Origin of the sequence: Mesorhizobium sp. M2E.F.Ca.ET.209.01.1.1 (genome assembly GCF_004010375.2) — a bacterium.
GTDB lineage: Bacteria > Pseudomonadota > Alphaproteobacteria > Rhizobiales > Rhizobiaceae > Mesorhizobium.
Window position 1 is genome coordinate 83,702 of the sequence record NZ_SADP02000012.1, and the last position, 16,584, is coordinate 100,285.

Consider the following 16,584-nt stretch of genomic DNA (forward strand, 5'->3'; position numbering starts at 1 on the left):
AACAGCTTCATAGTCAGGCGAGCGTTTCCAAGCGCGCCGCACCGCAATTCTCGCGGCCTTTCTTACCCCGCCTGTGCTGGACGCAAGGCTCAGGTCGGGTCTTCGCGGTGCAGGTCGTGGATGGTGACGCCTTCGGCATTGTCGGGCAGCATCAGCCATTTCTTGTGGCGTAGCGTGCGCTCGGTGTCTTCCAGCCCCATCTCCCAGTGCTCGCGCATCGAGGTGCCGGAGAACTCATAGTCCTTGGCGTGGCCTTCATAGCCTTTGTGCTGGTAGATCAGGTGGACGATGTTGACCACGCCGGCGTCGGAGTAGTCGGCGATCAGCTCCTTCTCGCCGTCCTTCAGCTGGTCCGACGGCACACGCTTCAGCGCATCGAGCAGCTTCATCTTGAGCGCATGGATGCGCTGGAAATTGTCGGTGTTCTGGCGTGTGCGGCTGGAATACATGATGTCCTTGTGGCGCGACAGGACGTCGGCCATGCCGCGCGGCAGCACGCCGCGCGCGCTGAACAGGTCGACCTGGAACACCAGCGAGGAGCGGTCCTCCTCCTGGTCGAGCAGATATTGCAGCGGCGTGTTGGAGACGATGCCGCCGTCCCAGTAATACTCGCCCTCGATGCGGATCGACGGAAAGGCCGGCGGCAGCGCGCCGCTCGCCATGATGTGCTCCGGCCCGATGCGCACCTTGTCGGTGTCGAAATAGACGAAATTGCCGGTCCGGACATTGACCGCGCCGACGCTCAGCCGCTTCTTGCCGTCGTTCAGCACGTCGAAATCGATCAGGCTTTCCAGCGTGTCCTTGAGCTCGGCGGTGTCGTAGAAGCTGGTGGCGCCTTCGGCGCCCGAGAGCTGGAACCAGGGGTTGGGGCTGCGCGGCTTGAAGAAGCCGGGCTGGCCCATGGCCATGGTCATGAATGACGAGGTCTGGTTGCGGATGTCGCGATAGATGTCGCCTTCCGGCGTATAGGCCCAGATCTTGCGGCCCGAGACCGTCTGCCAGAACTGTTCCAGCCGCTGCAGGCGGCGGCTCGGCTCGTTGCCGGCGATGATCGAGGCGTTGATGGCGCCGATCGAGACGCCGGAGAGCCAGGTCGGCTCGCAGCCGGCGTCGGCAAGCGCCTGATAGACGCCGGCCTGATAGGCGCCGAGCGCGCCGCCGCCCTGGAAGACCAGGGCGATGCGGTCATATTGCGCGGTGATTTCAGCGATGGTGGCGGCGGCCGCCTTGTTGCGGGTACGCTCAAGCACCAGCTTTCTCCAGCTTGTTCGCGACGGCAGCCGATCGGCCGCGGTCCGCGAGATAATCATGCACGACTTCGCCGAGGCCGAGCGTCAGATCGGCCTTGAAGTGCACGGCCGAAACGATGTCGAGCACCGGCAGCTTGGCCACATCGGCCATGACGTGCGGGCGCAGGTCGAGCGCGGCGGGCGCCGTCCAGGCTTCCTTCAGCGTGATGTCGGTGAGGTAATAGCGGACGAGCTCGCAAATGCGCGGGCTGCCGTCGACATGCGGGATGATCTTGATCAGAAAATTGGGCGCGGCGAGCGAAGCGAGCACCTGATCATGATCGGCCTCGCGGTGTTTGTAGCCCATCGTGCCGGTGGCACACAGCACGCTGCCATAATGCAGCGTGCCGACCACCACCTCGCCCTCATGCACGATCTTGGGGCTGGCGAGCTTCTTGGGGAAACCCCAGAGCTCGCGGCCGCCGGCGATCGGCGCGTCGTCGTCGAGATACATGGAATGCACATAGCCGCCGTGCTGGCCCTTGTAGCGCACCGGGATGACCTGGCCGGTCTCGGTGTAATCGCCGAAGCCGGTCGAGTCCGGCATGCGGATGAACTCGTACTTGACCAGCGGCTCGTCGATCTCGAGCGGCGCCGGCACGACGGCTTCCAGCGCCTCACGCGTGGTGCGGTAGGTGATGATGATGTATTCGCGGTCGAAGAAGCGATAAGGGCCGGGCGGGAAGGACGGGTTGGTGAGCGGCATCGCATAGGCGCGCTTCACGACATCGGCGATTTCCATACTGTTCACCCGTCGGTTCAGGAAATGATACGCGCGAAAAGCGCAGGAGGTTTATGTTGCACGGCACCATGACAGTGCCATGTCATCGTCTTCGAGCACCAGCTTCACGGCTCTCACACCGCATCACAACATTGTAATCGCAACGACATATGACCATGGCATTGTCATGCTGCGGCGCACAAACTATGTGCCTTAGATTCCTTCCCTCCTGTCGCGAGATCTCCCATGGGTTCCCTGTCTTCGAAGAACGCGCTCGTCACCGGCTCGACCAGCGGCATCGGCCTTGCAATCGCCCGCGCCTTCGCCGCGGAGGGCGCCAACGTCACCATCAACGGCCTGGGCGATGCCGCGGCGATCGAGCAGGAGCGGGCCGGCATCGAGAAGGATTTTGGCGTCAAGTGCCGTTACTCGGACGCCAACATGATGGACGGCGCCGCCGTCACGGCCATGATCCATGAGGCCGAGGAAGCGTTCGGCAGCCTGGACATCCTGGTCAACAATGCCGGCATCCAGCACGTGGCGCCGATCGAGGAGTTTCCCGACGACAAGTGGGAGGCCATCATCCGCATCAACCTCCTGGCCGCCTTCTACGCCATCAAGGCGGCGGTGCCGGGCATGAAGCAGCGTAAGTGGGGCCGCATCATCAACACGGCTTCGGCGCATGCGCTGGTCGCCTCGCCGTTCAAGTCGGCCTATGTCTCGGCCAAGCACGGCATTGCCGGCTTGACCAAGACGGTGGCGCTGGAGGTCGCGCAGGACGGCATCACGGTGAATGCGATCGCGCCCGGTTATGTGTGGACGCCGCTGGTCGAGAAGCAGATACCGGACACGATGAAGGCGCGCGGCATGACCGAGGAGCAGGTCAAGCACGATGTGCTGCTAGCCGCTCAGCCGACCAAGGAATTCGTCACCGTCGAGGAGCTTGCCGCGCTTGCGCTGTTCCTGTGCACCGACGCGGCCAGGCAGATCACCGGCACCACCCTGCCGATGGATGGCGGCTGGACGGCACAGTAGGGACAAAGGCCGTTTCAGGAAAGGGCGGAGCGGAGCTCGCGTCCTCCTTGGCAATTTGATTTCTTGACAATCGCAGGGGACCGTTCCAGCATTTCCACAAGGGGTTCCCCGCGACGACCCCGTGAGGCGTCAGCCCAACGATCGCGTCCAAACTCTCTCTGTTCAGGAGGTGGACGCCATGCCGTCAACAACCGCAATCACCGTTCCGCAGCTTTCCCGTCTCGTCGGCCTGCCCGATGCGCCAGTTCTCATCGACGTGCGCGTCGATGACGACTACCAGGCCGACCCACGCCTTTTGCCGGCTTCGTACCGGCGCGACTTCAGAACCGTCTCGACCTGGGCGGCCGAGTTCTCCGGAGCAAAAGTCGTCGTGATCTGCCAGAGGGGGCAGAAGCTGTCGCAAGGCGTGGCCGCATGGCTGCGCCATGAGGGCATCCCGGCGGAGTCGCTGGAAGGCGGCTTCGAGGCCTGGGTCGCCGCCAAGGCGCCATTGGTCAGCGCAGGCGCGATCCCGCCGCGCGACGAGAAGGGACGCACCGTGTGGGTCACCCGTTCCCGGCCTAAGGTCGACCGCATCGCCTGCCCCTGGCTGATCCGCCGCTTCGTCGATCCTGATGCGGTGTTCCTGTTCGTCGATCCGGCCGAGGTGCCTCTGGTGGCGGACCGCTTCGCGGCGGTTCCCTTCGATATCGAAGGCGTCTTCTGGAGCCACCGGGGCGATCGCTGCAGCTTCGACACGATGATCGAGGAATTCGGCCTGCGCACCGAGCCGCTCGACCGCCTGGCGCTGATCGTGCGCGGGGCGGACACGGCGCGGCTCGACCTCGTGCCGCAGGCGGCCGGGTTCCTTGCTGCCTCGCTCGGCCTGTCGCGCATGTTCCGCGACGATCTCGAGCAGCTGGAAGCCGGCATGCTGCTCTATGACGCCTTCTTCCGCTGGTGCCGCGACGCAGCGGACGAGACGCATAATTGGCCGGCCGGAGGCAAGGCGCCATGACTGTCCTTGCCAAGGATGGAGCCGCGCGTCCGGCCGAAGCTCCGGCCATGCCGAGTTTTCGCGAGGCGACGCGGCTCTGGGCCAAGATCGGCCTGCTTTCCTTCGGCGGGCCGGCCGGGCAGATCGCGCTGATGCACAAGGAGCTGGTCGAGGAGCGCCGCTGGATCGGCGAGGAGCGTTTCCTGCACGCGCTCAACTATTGCATGCTTCTGCCTGGGCCGGAGGCGCAGCAGCTTGCCGTCTATATCGGCTGGCTGCTGCACCGCACGGCGGGCGGGCTGGTCGCCGGCACGCTGTTCGTGCTGCCCGGCGCGCTGGTGATGCTTTGCCTGAGCAGCTTCTACATGCTCTACAACGACGCGCCGGTCGTCGAGGCGCTGTTCTTCGGCGTCAAGGCGGCGGTGCTGGCCGTCGTCGTCGAGGCGGTGATCCGCATCGGCAAGCGGGCGCTGAAGAACCGTGCCATGGTGGCGATCGCGGTGGCGGCGTTCCTCGCCATCTACATCGCCAAGCTGCCGTTCCCGCTGATCGTGCTTGCGGCAGGCCTCATCGGCTGGGTCGGCAGCCGCTTCGCGCCAGGCCTGTTTTCCGGCTCGGCGCATGGCAAGGGCGGGGCCACCGTCGACAGAATCGGCGTGGTCGACCTGATGTTCGAGCGCGGCGAGCTGGCCCACACCGTGCCCACCAGATGGCACGCGGCCCGCACCATTGCCATCTGGCTGCCGCTCTGGCTCGGACCGGTGGCGCTGATCGCCTTGCTGGCGGGGCCAGGCAGCGTGTGGGCGCAGATCGGCGGCTTCTTCAGCCTGATGGCCGTCGTCACTTTCGGCGGCGCCTATGCGGTTCTGGCCTATGTCGCGCAGGCGGCGGTCACCTCCTTCGGATGGCTGTCGCCCGGCGAGATGGTCGACGGGCTCGGCCTTGCCGAGACGACGCCCGGGCCGCTGATCCTGGTGCTACAATTCGTCGGCTTCGCCGCCGCCTATCGCCATGCCGGCTTTGTCAGCCCGTTGCTGGCCGGATCGCTCGGATCGCTGCTGACGCTCTGGGTCACCTTCGTTCCCTGCTTCTTCTGGATATTCTTGGGCGCGCCCTACATCGAGCAGCTGAGGCAGAACAAGGCGCTGACGGCGGCGCTCGGCGCGATCACGGCGGCGGTGGTCGGCGTGATCATGAACCTTGCGCTGTGGTTCGCGCTGCATGTCGTCTTCGGCAAGGTCGCAAGCGTCGGATGGGGCGTCGAGGTGCCGGTCCTGTCCTCGCTCGACTGGCGCGCCGCACTGCTGTCGGCGGCGGCGATGGTCGCCATGTTCAGGTTGAAGGCCGGCATGCTGCCGACGCTGGCCGGATCGGCGCTGGTGGGGCTCGTTCTGCAGGCGCTGTGAGAGGGCTCAACAAACCGATCATGCCAGGCTTGAACAAAAAAGCCGGTCGCCGGGAATAAACGACTGGGTCCGCCGGTCTTCTGGGTATGCGCCACGTGCGCAACAGCAGGAGACTGCCCATGAAGCGGCATGAAAATACCAGCGCGAGGACCGAAGACGGCGAAGGCGCCTGCCACCGCCACCCTTTGGAGCGTTGGCGCTGGGCGCATCTGTTCCGGGCGATGCCGCCCCGACGCCGGCCCTGATCCGTGCCGATCGCAACCATTGAGATCCACGACCATGACGGCGAGCACCTCATTGCAGCCAGCGGTGCGCCGTCCCCTCCCGAGGCGCGCCGCTCCTTTGAGATACTTGACTCCGGTGACACCAATGCCTTCTCCTCCCCCGAAGCAGGCGCCGGCGCCTGCAGTCGCGATCTTCACCCGCACGAGCAGGGACAGGTCCGCGCCATCTGCCGAAGGTGGCCGCAAGCCCCTGACGGAAGCGGCTGACGGTGGAACGGTGTTGAGCGAAAAGATACTGGCCGCGCGTTTTGCCGAAGTGGTGCTGCCGCATCTCGGCGACGCGCTGTCGCTTGCCCGCTGGCTCACCGGCAATCACGCCGACGCCGAGGATGTGGTGCAGGAGGCCTGTCTCAAAGCGCATGCGGGCATTGCCGGCTTCGCTGGGGGAAACCCCCGCGCGTGGCTGCTCACCATCGTGCGCAACGCCTCCTATACATGGATGGCGAAGAACCGTCCGCGCAGCGTGGTGGCGGTCGGCGACCTCGCCGATCTCGACGACGTGTCGCCGCCGCCCGACAATGATGCCGACAGCCCAGAGGCGGCGCTGATCGCCAAGGCGAATTCGGCGGCGGTGGAAGCGGCGATCGCAAGGCTGCCGCAAGCCTTCCGCGAAACGCTGGTGCTGCGTGACGTAAACGGTCTCAGCTACCGCGAGATCGCCGCCATGCTCGGCGTGCCGCAAGGCACCGTGATGTCGCGGCTGGCACGGGCACGCGGCCTGTTGATGACGGAACTTGGAGGGCGCCACCATGAGCCCGCATGAAAATCGCCCGCATGAAAATCGCACGCGTGAGGACGGATTGCCGGAAGACCCCCAGGATATGAAACTGATGATCCACGCCCTTGTCGATGGTGAGCTCGATGCCGCGGCCGCACTGGCCGTCGAGCGGCGCATGGCCGCTGACCCGGAATTGGCCGCCGAGCATGCACGCCTTGTGGCGCTGCGCGGCGCTGTCGCCAGCGTGCCGCGCCCGGCCGTCAGCGACGATTTCCTGGCGCGCATCGCCGCCATTGCCCAGGTGAAAAGCCCGGAAGAAGCGGAGGCGCCGCAAGCAGCTTCCGCAAAGGCGGAGCAGCAGCCGCAACTGCAACAGGGCAAAGTCATAGAGATGCGGCCACGCGCGTCGCGCTGGTTCAACTCCTTCGACTGGCGCCAGATGGCGGCCTCGATCGTGCTCACGGCGTTTCTCGCCAGCGGGGCGACGCAGTGGCTCGCCACGGCGGATAACGGGGCCGAAAGTTTTGCGGTCGCCGTCGCCAACGGCCATCGCCGCAGCCTGCTCGCGGCGACGCCGGTCGACATCGTCTCGTCCGACCGCCATACGGTGAAACCATGGCTCGACGGCCGGATCGGCGTGTCGCCGCCGGCGCCCGACATGGCCAAGGACGGCTACGCGCTGCTTGGCGGACGCGTCGAGGTGATCGGCGACAGGCCGATGCCGGCGCTGGTTTATCGCCATCACGAGCATCTGATCACCCTGGTTGCGGCGCCCCGGCAGAACGAGGCCAAGTCGGTGCCGGTGGCGGACGACCTCGAGGCAGGCGGCTTCCTCCTGGTCCACTGGACCGACGACGCCTTCTCCTACTGGGCGATCTCGGATGCCGAACGCCCGGCGCTCGACGATTTCGTCGCCCGCTTCCGGGCGGCGACCATCGCCCATCCGGCAGCGGGCAGTCCGGGTTAGGGAAACGAACTTTTGTCGCCGCTATTTTTTGAGGCCGATAGTCCGTTTGGCTGGATGAGCGAAGGCAGGTGCCTGTCCGTCCAAGATGATCGCCCCAAAGCACTTGCCCGTTTCGCCGGCCCCAAGGCGCGCAAGTAGATAGGTCGAGGTCGACTTTGGTATGTTATAAACGCTGCGTTCTCGTGGCGGATGCGGGGCAATGGATCAGGAAAGACTTCTAGCCGCAGTCCTGTTAGCTGATGTCGTGGGCAGCACGCCGCTCTATGAGCGCATCGGCGACGATGCCGCTCTGCGGCAGGTCTCGGACTGCCTCGACGCGATACGCGCGATCGTCGCCCAGCATGGCGGTGACTTCATTTACTCGAAGGGCGATGACGTGCTCAGTCTGTTCGAAAGCTCGGAGGCGGCGCTGAGGGCCGTCTGCCAGATCAACAGCCAACTGACGAGAGGGCCGTTGAGCGCCCGGATCGGATTGCATTTCGGGGCGGTCATTCGCGCGCGCGGCGCGGTGTTCGGCGATGTTGTCAATGTCACAGCAAGGCTGTCCACCACGGCCAATCCGGGGGAGGTGCTGATCAGCCAGAGCTTCTTCGAAGCGCTTTCGGCGAGCAGCCGCAGTGCCTTGCGGCTCCTCGACAAAATGGCCTTCAAGGGCAAGCAGGAACTCTTCGATGTCTATACGCTGAGAAGCGACGATGGGGTCCCCAGCACGAACGTCGCCAGCCGGGGCACCATTATCGAAAGGCGCTCCGCGCCGCCGCGGCAGATCAATCTGGTCATCCGCTATGGAGATCAGTTGGGATCCTGCCGAAACAACGAATCGGTGACGATCGGCCGATCTTCGGAATGCGATATCGTCGTCCAGCGGCCCTGGGTCTCAAGGCACCACGCGACCTTCACCATTTCGAATGGCAAGGCACGGCTTGTCGAGCGGAGCTCGTCGGGCACATTCGTGTCGATGGGACCCGGCCAGGAAGAAGTCTTCGTACGCCGCGAAGATATCCTCCTCTTCGGCTCCGGCGTCATCTCGCCTGGACGCAGATCGTCCCTCGGCGACGCCCAGATCCTGCACTATGAGATTATCTCCGGCTGAGTTGGCCGGTTGCGGGAGGAGCGCGGCACCGCGGGCCTGCATTTTTCACCGGTCGGTTGAAGAGATGGTGATCCCGACAGGAATCGAACCTGTGACCTACAGATTAGGAATCTGCCGCTCTATCCTACTGAGCTACGGGACCACGCGGCCCGACACATAAACGCTTCGGGCCGGTTCGCCAAGGGGAGTCTGAAAGCCGATCAGGCGGCCGTCTTGCGATGGGCGGCCGCCTCCTGTTGCCAAGCCTGTGCCGTCAGGCCGCCAGCGCCGTCTCGGCGAGCTTCACCCAATAGCTCATGCCGTGCGGGATGACCTCGTCGTTGAAGTCGTAGGCAGGGTGATGCAGGCCGGCGGTGTCGCCGTTGCCGATGAAGATGAAGGCGCCAGGGCGGGCTTCCAGCATATAGGAGAAATCCTCGCCGCCCATCACCGGCTGTATGGCGCGATGGACATGCGCGTCGCCGGCGACATCGGCGGCGACATCGCTGGCGAAGACCGTCTCTTCCGCATGGTTGAAGGTGACGGGGTAGTTGGCGTCGTAGCCGACCTCGATCGTGGCGCCGAAGGCGGTCGCGATGCCGGCGCAGATGGCGCGGATGCGCTCTTCCGATTTCTTGGCCACTTCCTTCTTCAGCGTGCGAACGGTGCCGGCGATCTCGGCGCTTTCGGGGATGACGTTATAGGCATCGCCGGCGTGGAACTTCGTCACCGACACCACCACGGCCTCGACCGGGTCGGTGCTGCGCGAGGCGATGGTCTGCAGCGCGCCCACCAGCTGACTGGCGATGACGATCGGATCGATCGTGCCGTGCGGCATCGCGGCATGGCCGCCGCGGCCCTTGACGGTGATGGTGAATTCCGCGGTCGCGGCCATGATCGGGCCGGGCTTGATGGCGAACTGGCCGACCGGCAGGCCCGGCATATTGTGCATGCCAAACACCTTCTCGATGTCGAAGCGTTCCATCATGCCGTCCTTGACCATCTCGTTGCCACCGCCGCCGCCTTCCTCGGCCGGCTGGAAGATCACCGCCACGGTGCCGGCGAAATTGCGCGTCTCGGCAAGATATTTGGCGGCTCCCAGCAGCATCGCGGTATGGCCGTCATGGCCGCAGGCATGCATCTTGCCGGGCACGGTCGAGGCCCATGGCTTGCCGGTGATCTCCTCGATCGGCAGCGCGTCCATGTCGGCGCGCAGCCCGATCGTCGGGCCATCGCCCTTGCGGCCGCGGATGATGCCGACGACGCCGGTCTTGCCCAGCCCCGTCGCCACCTCATCGCAACCGAAGGCCTTCAGCTTCTCGGTGACGAAGCCAGCGGTCTGGAAGACGTCGAAATTCAGCTCCGGTGTCTGGTGCAGATGTCGTCGCCAGCCGGCGACTTCTTCCTGCATTTGCGCGGCGCGGTTCAGAATCGGCATGATCGGTCCATCTCTTGGTTGACGGCAGGCGGTTCAGAGCCGCTGCCCAGCAATTGTGATTGTCTTGAACTCTGCCATTTTGGCGTCACATAGGGTAAATAGCACCGCAACAAAGGGGTCCGGGTCGAGGGATCGGGCCGCATTTATGCTGGCGATGGGTAACGAAATCTTACGGACCCAGCGGCGATCACGGCAAGAGGCGATTTCGGATTTGATCATGCGGCAGAGGCATTTCCTCAACCTATTGCTGGCGGGCGCGTTGGCGCTTCCGGTGTTTGCTGGCGTTGCGCGCGCCAATCCGGTGGTCCTGTTCGATCTCAAGAGCGGCTCCATTCTGGAGCATCAGGACGCGTTCAAGCGCTGGTATCCGGCCTCGCTCAGCAAGCTGATGACGGCCTATGTCGCCTTCCGCGCCATCCAGGCCGGCGAAGTGGCGCTCGATTCGCCGATCAAGGTGACGAAGCATTCGGCCGGCGAGCCGCCGAGCAAGATGGGCTTCAAGCCGGGCTCGGTGATGCGCCTCGACAATGCGCTGAAGATGATGCTGGTCAAATCGGCCAACGACATCGCCATGGCTGTGGGCGAGAATATCGGCGGATCGCAGGCAGCCTTCGCGGACCGCATGAACGCCGAGGCGGCCCGGCTCGGCATGGTCGGAACGCATTTCGTCAATCCGAACGGGCTCTATTCGCCGGACCAGTACACGACCGCGCGCGACCTCGCCGTGCTGGTGACGGCGATCCGCAACGACTTCCCGCAATATGCGCCGTGGTTCTCGATCGAGGGCCTTGCCGTCGGCAAGAAGGCGCTCCCGAACTACAATCTCCTGATCGGCCGCTATCCCGGCGCCGACGGCATGAAGACCGGCTTCGTCTGCTCTTCCGGCTTCAACATGATCGGTTCCGCGACGCGCAACGGCCGCACGCTGGTCGCGGTGGTGCTTGGCGAGAAATCGGCGGTCAGCCGCGCCGAGGCGGCGGCAAAGCTGCTCGACCAGGGTTTCGATACGCCGGCGGCGGGTTCGACCACGCTGGCCGCGCTCAAGCCCTATGGCGACACGCTGTCGCCCAACGACATGCATGACGAGATCTGCAAGAAGAAGCCGAAGGAGGAGCAATCCGAGGCGGCCCCCGAGGTCGCTGCCAAGGATAAGCCGAAGTCGCCCTATCAGGTGAAGCTCGATCATCCGACGCTGATCGCGGTTGGCCTGGGCGGCGCCACCGGGCCGGCGCCGAAGGCATTCGTCGACCAGACCGACCAGAACTATGCCGACGTGCCGCTGCCGAGCTGGCGGCCCGACAGGCCGGCACCGGCCGGCGCCGAGCCGGCGGCGACCGCCGCAGCAGGGGCGCAGGGCGACCAGCCCGCCAAGGCGGCGAACTAGCCATCATGATGGGCGGCTTTCCCATTCCCGTTTCCGTGATCACCGGCTTTCTCGGCGCCGGCAAGACGACGCTGCTCAACCGGCTGCTCAAGGATCCCGGGCTTGCTGACACGGCGGTGATCATCAACGAGTTCGGCGAGGTGGCGATCGACCATCTTTTGGTCGAGCAGGCGTCCGACGGCATCATCCAGCTTTCCGACGGGTGCCTGTGCTGCACGGTGCGCGGCGACCTTGTCGACACGCTTGCCGATCTCGTCGACCGGCTGCAGACCGGCCGCATAGCGAAACTCGCCCGCGTTGTTGTCGAGACGACGGGACTGGCCGATCCTGCGCCGGTGCTGCAGTCGATCATGGCGCATCCTGCGCTGGTGCAGGCCTTCCGGCTCGACGGCGTCATCACGCTGGTCGACGCCGTCAATGGCGAGGCAACGCTCGACGCGCATGTTGAGGCGGTGAAACAGGCGGCGGTGGCCGATCGCATCGTGCTGACCAAGACCGACCTTGCCGACGCAGCCGAGGTCGAGGTGTTGCGGGCGAGGCTGAAGCAGGTCAATCCGGGCGCCCTCGTGCTCGACGTCAACGAGGCCGGCGCCGCGGCGCTGTTCAATTGCGGTCTCTATGATCCTGAGACCAAGTCCGCCGACGTGCGGCGCTGGCTTGGCGAAGAGGCGGCGCATGATCAAGATCATCACCATGATCAGGATCATCACCAAGATCATGGCCATCATCACCATGACGGCGATCATGATCACAACCACCATCATGAGCATCGCCACGATACGCGCGTGCGCACGCACTCGCTCGTGCATGAAGGCCCGGTGCCGTTCTCGTCAATCGAGATGTTCCTCGACCTTCTGCGCTCGACGCATGGCGAGAAGCTGCTGCGGATGAAGGGCGTGATCGAGCTTGCGGAGGATCCGTCGCGGCCACTGGTCATTCATGGCGTGCAGAAGATCCTGCATCCGCCGGCAAGGCTGCCGGCATGGCCGGACGGCCAGCGCGGCACCAGGCTGGTGCTGATCACGCTGGACATGCCTCAGGATTATATCCAGCGCCTGTTCGCGGCGTTCACCAACAAGCCGTCGATCGACACGCCGGATCGGGCGGCGCTGGAAGCCAATCCGCTGGCGATTGCAGGGTTATAGGCCGAAAGCGACGCCGGCTCAGGCCGCGTTGCCACGTTCGACCAGGAAGCGGTGGCCGCCGGTGATCGCGGCCGTCTCGACCAACTGATGGCCGGCGTCAGCGCAGAAGGCCGGGATGTCGATCACGGCCAGCGGATCGGTGGTTTCCAGCCAAAGTCGGCTGCCCGGCCGCATGGCGGCCAGCCGCTTGCGGGCTTTCAGCACCGGCAAAGGACAGTTCAGTCCCTTGAGATCGTAGATGGCGGGCGGCTTTGCCAAGCTGGAGGCTCTCAGCCGCCGAACATGCCGAGCAGCTTCTTCTTCAGCTTCGACACGGTGCCCTGGTCGGCGTCGGCCGCCTGCTGGGTTTCCTGCGCGGGCGCCGCCTCGACGCCGGCGGTGACGACCGGCTGCTGCGCCGCCTGCTTGGCGGCTTCCTTTTCGGCCAGCGCTTGCGCCTTGGCTTGTTCCTTGGCGGCCTTGGCCGCCTCGATCGCGGCCAGCCGCTGCTCCTCGGCCTTGCGCTTGGCTTCCTTCTCCGCGTCGAGCGCGGCCATCTTGCGGCCAGCCGGGGAATCGATACGGCCCATGCGGGTCGTTTCCGTCACCGAGCCGTCCGCATTCATCGACGGCGGCTCGATCGGCACGCGCTCGCCGCGGGCGCGGCGCTTCGACCAGTCGGAAACGATGCTGGCTTCCTTGATGCCGGCAATCGTCGGCTTCGGTGGCGGGTTGCTGGAATTCACGGCCGAATTGAAGGCCGCGTCGTAGCTTTTCTCGTAATTCGTGAAGGCGGTCTTCAGCGAATCCGGCTGCGTCGTCTCGGGGCAGGGGCCGGTTGGGTTGAAAGTCGTGCCTTCAGGCGCGACCTGGTTGAAGACGTAGCGCTTCTCGCAGACGTCGACCTTCGGCGGCACCTTGGTGATCTCGAAATTGTCGTAGCCGACCTTCAACATCTTCCAGAACTCGTAGTTCGGGTCGTTGCGGTAGCGCGCCATGTTGGCGGCGGTCATGCGAAACGGAAAGGCCTGGATCTGGAATTCGGTCTGGCCGCCCTGGAAGGCGTCGCGGCCGAAGGCATAGATCTGCTCGATCTGAGCGTCGGTCATCGAATAGCAGCCGGACGACGAGCAGGCGCCGTGCACCATCAGGTTCTGGCCGGTGCGGCCATTGGCGCGGTCATAGGCGTTTGGGAAGCCGATGTTGAACGACAGATGGTAATTCGAGCGCGGGTTCATCTGCGACGGACGGACGGTGTAGAAGCCTTCCGGCGCCTGGCGGTCGCCCTCGGTGTATTTGGGGCCGAGCTTTCCCGACCATTTGCAGATGTCGTAGCTGGCGACGAGATCGTAGCGGCCGTTGGTCTTGGCCTTCCAGATCTCCAGCTTGCCTTCCTCCTTGAAGATGCGCGCCATCACCGAGGAGGTGCGAACCATGCCCTTGGCCTTCATGTCGGCGAGGATCTTGTCCGGCAGCGGCTTGTTGGCTTCCGGCGCGAAATCCTTCATCGACGAATCATTGCAGCCGGCGACGCCGATGGCGGCGATCAGGACTCCGGTGCGGGCAAGCTTGGCAAACATGGGTACGGCTATGCTTTTCTCTCGGGTCTCGGGCCAACGGCTCTCGGCACGGCCGGGCCCGCAGGCTGAACACCAGTGGACCGTAAGCCCGTTAACCTTGAAAATTCCTTACCGCAAGCCTTCGCACGAATCTGGGCAAACCCCTCACGGCAAGTTTCATTGAGCCGAATGCGGCGGCATTTTTGTGGCGAAATTGCTCGTGGCCGCCACAGTTTACCGCCAGATGCCCGATTTAGAGGCTGCGGCCCATCGCGAGATACTTCTCGCGGCGTTGCTCGCGGAAATCGGTGTTGGCGCCGGCAAAGTCCTTCATCGTCCTGGCGATGAGGTCGCCGGTGGAAGCGATCACCGTCTCCGGCGCGCGCTGGGCGCCGCCCATCGGCTCGGGAATGATGGCGTCGATGATCTTCATCTCGAGAAGATCCTGCGCGGTGATCTTCATGTTGGTCGCCGCGTCTTTGGAGCGGGTAGTGTCGCGCCACAGGATCGAGGCCGCGCCTTCGGGCGAGATCACCGAATAGATGGCGTGCTCCAGCATGTAGACCCGGTTGGCGGTGGCGATCGCGATGGCGCCGCCGGAACCGCCTTCGCCGATGACCACCGAGATCGACGGCACTTTCAGCGAAAGACAGGCCGAGGTCGAACGCGCGATCGCCTCGGCCTGGCCGCGCTCCTCGGCGCCGACGCCGGGATAGGCGCCGGCGGTGTCGACCAGCGTCAGAAGCGGGATCTTGAAACGGTCGGCCAGTTCCATTAGGCGGACCGCCTTGCGGTAGCCTTCCGGCCGCACCGAGCCGAAATTGTGCTTGATGCGGCTTGCCGTGTCCGAACCCTTTTCCTGGCCGATCACCGCCACCGGCTCGCCGCGGAAGCGGGCGAAGCCGCCGACGATCGCCTGGTCATCCCCGAAATTGCGGTCGCCGGCCAGGGGCGTGAAATCGGTGAACAGCGCCTTGATGTAGTCGACGCAATGCGGGCGGTCGGGGTGGCGCGCGACCTGCACCTTCTGCCAGGGCGTGAGCGCCTTATAGAGGTCGCGCAAGGCGTCGCGCGAACGCTTTTCCAGCCGGCTGATCTCTTCGGCGACATCGACCGCCTCGCCGTTCTCGGCAAGCTTCTTCAGCTCAAGGATCTTGAGCTCCAGATCCTGCACCGGCTTTTCAAAGTCGAGGTAGTTGTACATGCTTGAGCGGACCGATCCGTCGGAAGGCAAATGGCTGGCGGAACCGCTGAAATGCCGGCTCCGGGCGGTGGAACGTCGCCCTCACATAGCGATATGAGGCCTAGTCGGCAAGCGGATGATGATCGTTGACCAGCCGCACCAGCCGCTCCTCCAGCACATGGGTGTAGATCTGCGTGGTCGAGATGTCGGCATGGCCAAGGAGTTGCTGAACGGCTCTGAGATCGGCGCCGTTTTGCAGGAGATGGCTGGCAAAGGCATGGCGAAGCACATGCGGCGAGATTTTCGCCGCCGCAATGCCGGATCGCGCGGCCAAGCCCTTGAGATCGCGGGCGAAAACCTGCCGGGAAAGATGGCCGCTGTCGGAGGAGGCCGGAAACAGGAACGGGCTCTCGGCAAAGGCCGGCCGCTCGGCCCTGGCGGCAAGCCAGGCGCGCATGGCCGCGCGCGACTTGGTCGAGAGCGGCACCATGCGCTCCTTGTCGCCCTTGCCGCGCACCATGAAGAAGCGGTCGTCGCGCAGCGCCACCGTCACCGGCAGGCCGACCAGCTCGGACACGCGCAGGCCCGTGGCGTAGAGCACCTCGACCAGCGCGTGCAGGCGCAACGCCGCCATCCGGTCGCCATCCGGACCAGCTTCGCCGGCTTCCTGCGCCGCCCGGTCGAGCAGGCGGCCGGTCTCGGCCTCGCTCATCGTCTTCGGCAGCGGCCGGCCCTTGCGCGGGCTGTCCAGCGTGCCGGTCGGATCGTCGCCGCGCAGTCCCTCGGCGTAGAGGAATTTGAAGAACTGGCGGATTGCCGACAATTTGCGTGCTTGCGAGGTCGGCGCGAAGCCGCGCGCGGCAACGTCGTCGAGATAGGCGCGGATGTCGGCCGATCCCGCGCCCGCAAGTCCGCCCTTGATCGCCTCGGAAGCGTCCTTGAGGTCGCGGCGGTAGGAGGCAAGCGTGTTTTCAGCCGCCCCCCGTTCGGCGCTCATCATTTCGAGGAAGGCTTCGATGCGGGCGGCGCTGTTCATCGGGCCGGGTTTGTCAGTTCTTCTTGGGGTTGAGCTTCTCGGCGGGAATGCGGATGCTCATCTCCGCCTTTTTCGGCTCCACGAACATCGCCAGCGCGAACATCGCGCCATAGGCAATGCCTGCAAGAACCGCCAGCGTCACGACGAAGCGAAACAAAGTCGGCATTAAATTTCGCCCGTCTTGTTGTTCTGCTTTTCCAAAGCCCTGTGCCCTTATGGGACGCCAAACGGGGCAATTCAAGGACGAAGGATTCCGGTCGCCGCAGGTTTTGCCGGAAAAGCTCCTAAGCAGGCATTCGCGGGCAAGCCCACGAATGCCTGCTTAGGGATTGGTGTTTTTCGCAGGTACCCTTTGCAAAACCGTGGGCCACTTTTGCGGAACTGCCTGGGAC

16 protein-coding genes and 1 tRNA gene are annotated in these 16,584 nt (G+C 64.8%); 8 read left to right on the forward strand and 9 right to left on the reverse strand.

The genetic code is table 11. The features are described from left to right. Positions 1 to 89 precede the first annotated feature (89 nt). Both EN852_RS21695 and EN852_RS21700 read right to left on the reverse strand, forming a co-directional pair. A complete protein-coding gene (locus EN852_RS21695) occupies positions 90 to 1,250 on the reverse strand; it encodes a patatin-like phospholipase family protein (protein WP_127865715.1) in 1,161 nt (386 codons plus the stop codon). Next, positions 1,243 to 2,031 carry an acetoacetate decarboxylase gene (locus EN852_RS21700; RefSeq protein WP_127876903.1) on the reverse strand — a complete coding sequence of 263 codons (789 nt, stop codon included), beginning with the start codon at positions 2,029 to 2,031 and terminating at the stop codon, positions 1,243 to 1,245. Before EN852_RS21700 ends, EN852_RS21695 begins: the two co-directional genes overlap by 8 nt. 225 nt (positions 2,032 to 2,256) lie before the next feature. On the opposite strand from EN852_RS21700, the gene EN852_RS21705 reads away from it, so the two are divergent. The 6 genes from EN852_RS21705 to EN852_RS21730 all read left to right on the forward strand — a co-directional run bounded on the left by EN852_RS21705 (position 2,257) and on the right by EN852_RS21730 (position 8,489). Continuing rightward, positions 2,257 to 3,045 (forward strand): 3-hydroxybutyrate dehydrogenase, encoded by a 789-nt coding sequence (locus EN852_RS21705; RefSeq protein WP_127876905.1) that lies wholly within the window; start codon positions 2,257 to 2,259, stop codon positions 3,043 to 3,045. A 178-nt stretch (positions 3,046 to 3,223) separates the two neighbouring features. Then, entirely contained in the window at positions 3,224 to 4,042 is an 819-nt protein-coding gene (locus EN852_RS21710) for a sulfurtransferase/chromate resistance protein (RefSeq protein ID WP_127876907.1), read from the forward strand. After that, on the forward strand, positions 4,039 to 5,427 hold the full coding sequence (gene chrA, locus EN852_RS21715) for a chromate efflux transporter (protein WP_127876909.1): 1,389 nt from the start codon (positions 4,039 to 4,041) through the stop codon (positions 5,425 to 5,427). The genes EN852_RS21710 and chrA overlap by 4 nt, the downstream gene beginning before the upstream one ends. A gap of 504 nt (positions 5,428 to 5,931) precedes the next feature. Continuing rightward, entirely contained in the window at positions 5,932 to 6,474 is a 543-nt protein-coding gene (locus EN852_RS21720) for a sigma-70 family RNA polymerase sigma factor (protein ID WP_246694345.1), read from the forward strand. 67 nt (positions 6,475 to 6,541) lie between these two features. Next, positions 6,542 to 7,396, forward strand: a complete 855-nt coding sequence (locus EN852_RS21725; RefSeq protein ID WP_246694346.1) for an anti-sigma factor — start codon at positions 6,542 to 6,544, stop codon at positions 7,394 to 7,396. Between the two features lie 199 nt (positions 7,397 to 7,595). Further along, entirely contained in the window at positions 7,596 to 8,489 is an 894-nt protein-coding gene (locus EN852_RS21730; protein ID WP_127876915.1) for an adenylate/guanylate cyclase domain-containing protein, read from the forward strand. 65 nt (positions 8,490 to 8,554) lie between these two features. Here EN852_RS21730 and EN852_RS21735 read toward each other — a convergent pair. Both EN852_RS21735 and EN852_RS21740 read right to left on the reverse strand, forming a co-directional pair. Next, positions 8,555 to 8,631: transfer RNA gene (locus EN852_RS21735), tRNA-Arg, on the reverse strand. A gap of 111 nt (positions 8,632 to 8,742) precedes the next feature. Continuing rightward, positions 8,743 to 9,906 (reverse strand): M20 aminoacylase family protein, encoded by a 1,164-nt coding sequence (locus EN852_RS21740; RefSeq protein WP_127876917.1) that lies wholly within the window; start codon positions 9,904 to 9,906, stop codon positions 8,743 to 8,745. 217 nt (positions 9,907 to 10,123) lie between these two features. On the opposite strand from EN852_RS21740, the gene EN852_RS21745 reads away from it, so the two are divergent. Further along, positions 10,124 to 11,290 carry a D-alanyl-D-alanine carboxypeptidase family protein gene (locus EN852_RS21745; protein WP_127876919.1) on the forward strand — a complete coding sequence of 389 codons (1,167 nt, stop codon included), beginning with the start codon at positions 10,124 to 10,126 and terminating at the stop codon, positions 11,288 to 11,290. Positions 11,291 to 11,298: 8 nt separating this feature from the next. Continuing rightward, positions 11,299 to 12,435, forward strand: a complete 1,137-nt coding sequence (locus EN852_RS21750) for a GTP-binding protein (RefSeq protein ID WP_189546101.1) — start codon at positions 11,299 to 11,301, stop codon at positions 12,433 to 12,435. A gap of 18 nt (positions 12,436 to 12,453) precedes the next feature. Here EN852_RS21750 and EN852_RS21755 read toward each other — a convergent pair whose 3' ends face one another. The 5 genes from EN852_RS21755 to EN852_RS21775 all read right to left on the reverse strand — a co-directional run bounded on the left by EN852_RS21755 (position 12,454) and on the right by EN852_RS21775 (position 16,358). Next, entirely contained in the window at positions 12,454 to 12,693 is a 240-nt protein-coding gene (locus EN852_RS21755; RefSeq protein ID WP_127876923.1) for a sulfurtransferase TusA family protein, read from the reverse strand. An 11-nt stretch (positions 12,694 to 12,704) separates the two neighbouring features. Continuing rightward, a complete protein-coding gene (locus tag EN852_RS21760) occupies positions 12,705 to 13,994 on the reverse strand; it encodes a murein L,D-transpeptidase family protein (protein ID WP_127876925.1) in 1,290 nt (429 codons plus the stop codon). A 232-nt stretch (positions 13,995 to 14,226) separates the two neighbouring features. Further along, positions 14,227 to 15,177: an acetyl-CoA carboxylase carboxyltransferase subunit alpha gene (locus EN852_RS21765; RefSeq protein WP_127865730.1), complete on the reverse strand. Its 951-nt coding sequence runs from the start codon at positions 15,175 to 15,177 to the stop codon at positions 14,227 to 14,229. A gap of 100 nt (positions 15,178 to 15,277) precedes the next feature. Beyond that, on the reverse strand, positions 15,278 to 16,192 hold the full coding sequence (locus tag EN852_RS21770) for a site-specific tyrosine recombinase XerD (RefSeq protein ID WP_127876927.1): 915 nt from the start codon (positions 16,190 to 16,192) through the stop codon (positions 15,278 to 15,280). Positions 16,193 to 16,205: 13 nt separating this feature from the next. Further along, positions 16,206 to 16,358 (reverse strand): hypothetical protein, encoded by a 153-nt coding sequence (locus tag EN852_RS21775; protein ID WP_042643428.1) that lies wholly within the window; start codon positions 16,356 to 16,358, stop codon positions 16,206 to 16,208. Positions 16,359 to 16,584 lie beyond the last annotated feature (226 nt).

Excerpts from the sequence above, each read along its gene's own strand:
- EN852_RS21710 (WP_127876907.1), top strand. The coding sequence starts at position 3,224 with ATGCCGTCAACAACCGCAATCACCGTTCCGCAGCTTTCCCGTCTCGTC.
- EN852_RS21770 (WP_127876927.1), bottom strand. The coding sequence starts at position 16,192 with ATGAACAGCGCCGCCCGCATCGAAGCCTTCCTCGAAATGATGAGCGCC.
- EN852_RS21725 (WP_246694346.1), top strand. The coding sequence starts at position 6,542 with ATGATCCACGCCCTTGTCGATGGTGAGCTCGATGCCGCGGCCGCACTG.
- chrA (WP_127876909.1), top strand. The coding sequence starts at position 4,039 with ATGACTGTCCTTGCCAAGGATGGAGCCGCGCGTCCGGCCGAAGCTCCG.
- EN852_RS21745 (WP_127876919.1), top strand. The coding sequence starts at position 10,124 with ATGCGGCAGAGGCATTTCCTCAACCTATTGCTGGCGGGCGCGTTGGCG.
- EN852_RS21700 (WP_127876903.1), bottom strand. The coding sequence starts at position 2,031 with ATGGAAATCGCCGATGTCGTGAAGCGCGCCTATGCGATGCCGCTCACC.
- EN852_RS21760 (WP_127876925.1), bottom strand. The coding sequence starts at position 13,994 with ATGTTTGCCAAGCTTGCCCGCACCGGAGTCCTGATCGCCGCCATCGGC.
- EN852_RS21740 (WP_127876917.1), bottom strand. The coding sequence starts at position 9,906 with ATGCCGATTCTGAACCGCGCCGCGCAAATGCAGGAAGAAGTCGCCGGC.
- EN852_RS21775 (WP_042643428.1), bottom strand. The coding sequence starts at position 16,358 with ATGCCGACTTTGTTTCGCTTCGTCGTGACGCTGGCGGTTCTTGCAGGC.
- EN852_RS21705 (WP_127876905.1), top strand. The coding sequence starts at position 2,257 with ATGGGTTCCCTGTCTTCGAAGAACGCGCTCGTCACCGGCTCGACCAGC.
- EN852_RS21750 (WP_189546101.1), top strand. The coding sequence starts at position 11,299 with ATGGGCGGCTTTCCCATTCCCGTTTCCGTGATCACCGGCTTTCTCGGC.
- EN852_RS21730 (WP_127876915.1), top strand. The coding sequence starts at position 7,596 with ATGGATCAGGAAAGACTTCTAGCCGCAGTCCTGTTAGCTGATGTCGTG.
- EN852_RS21765 (WP_127865730.1), bottom strand. The coding sequence starts at position 15,177 with ATGTACAACTACCTCGACTTTGAAAAGCCGGTGCAGGATCTGGAGCTC.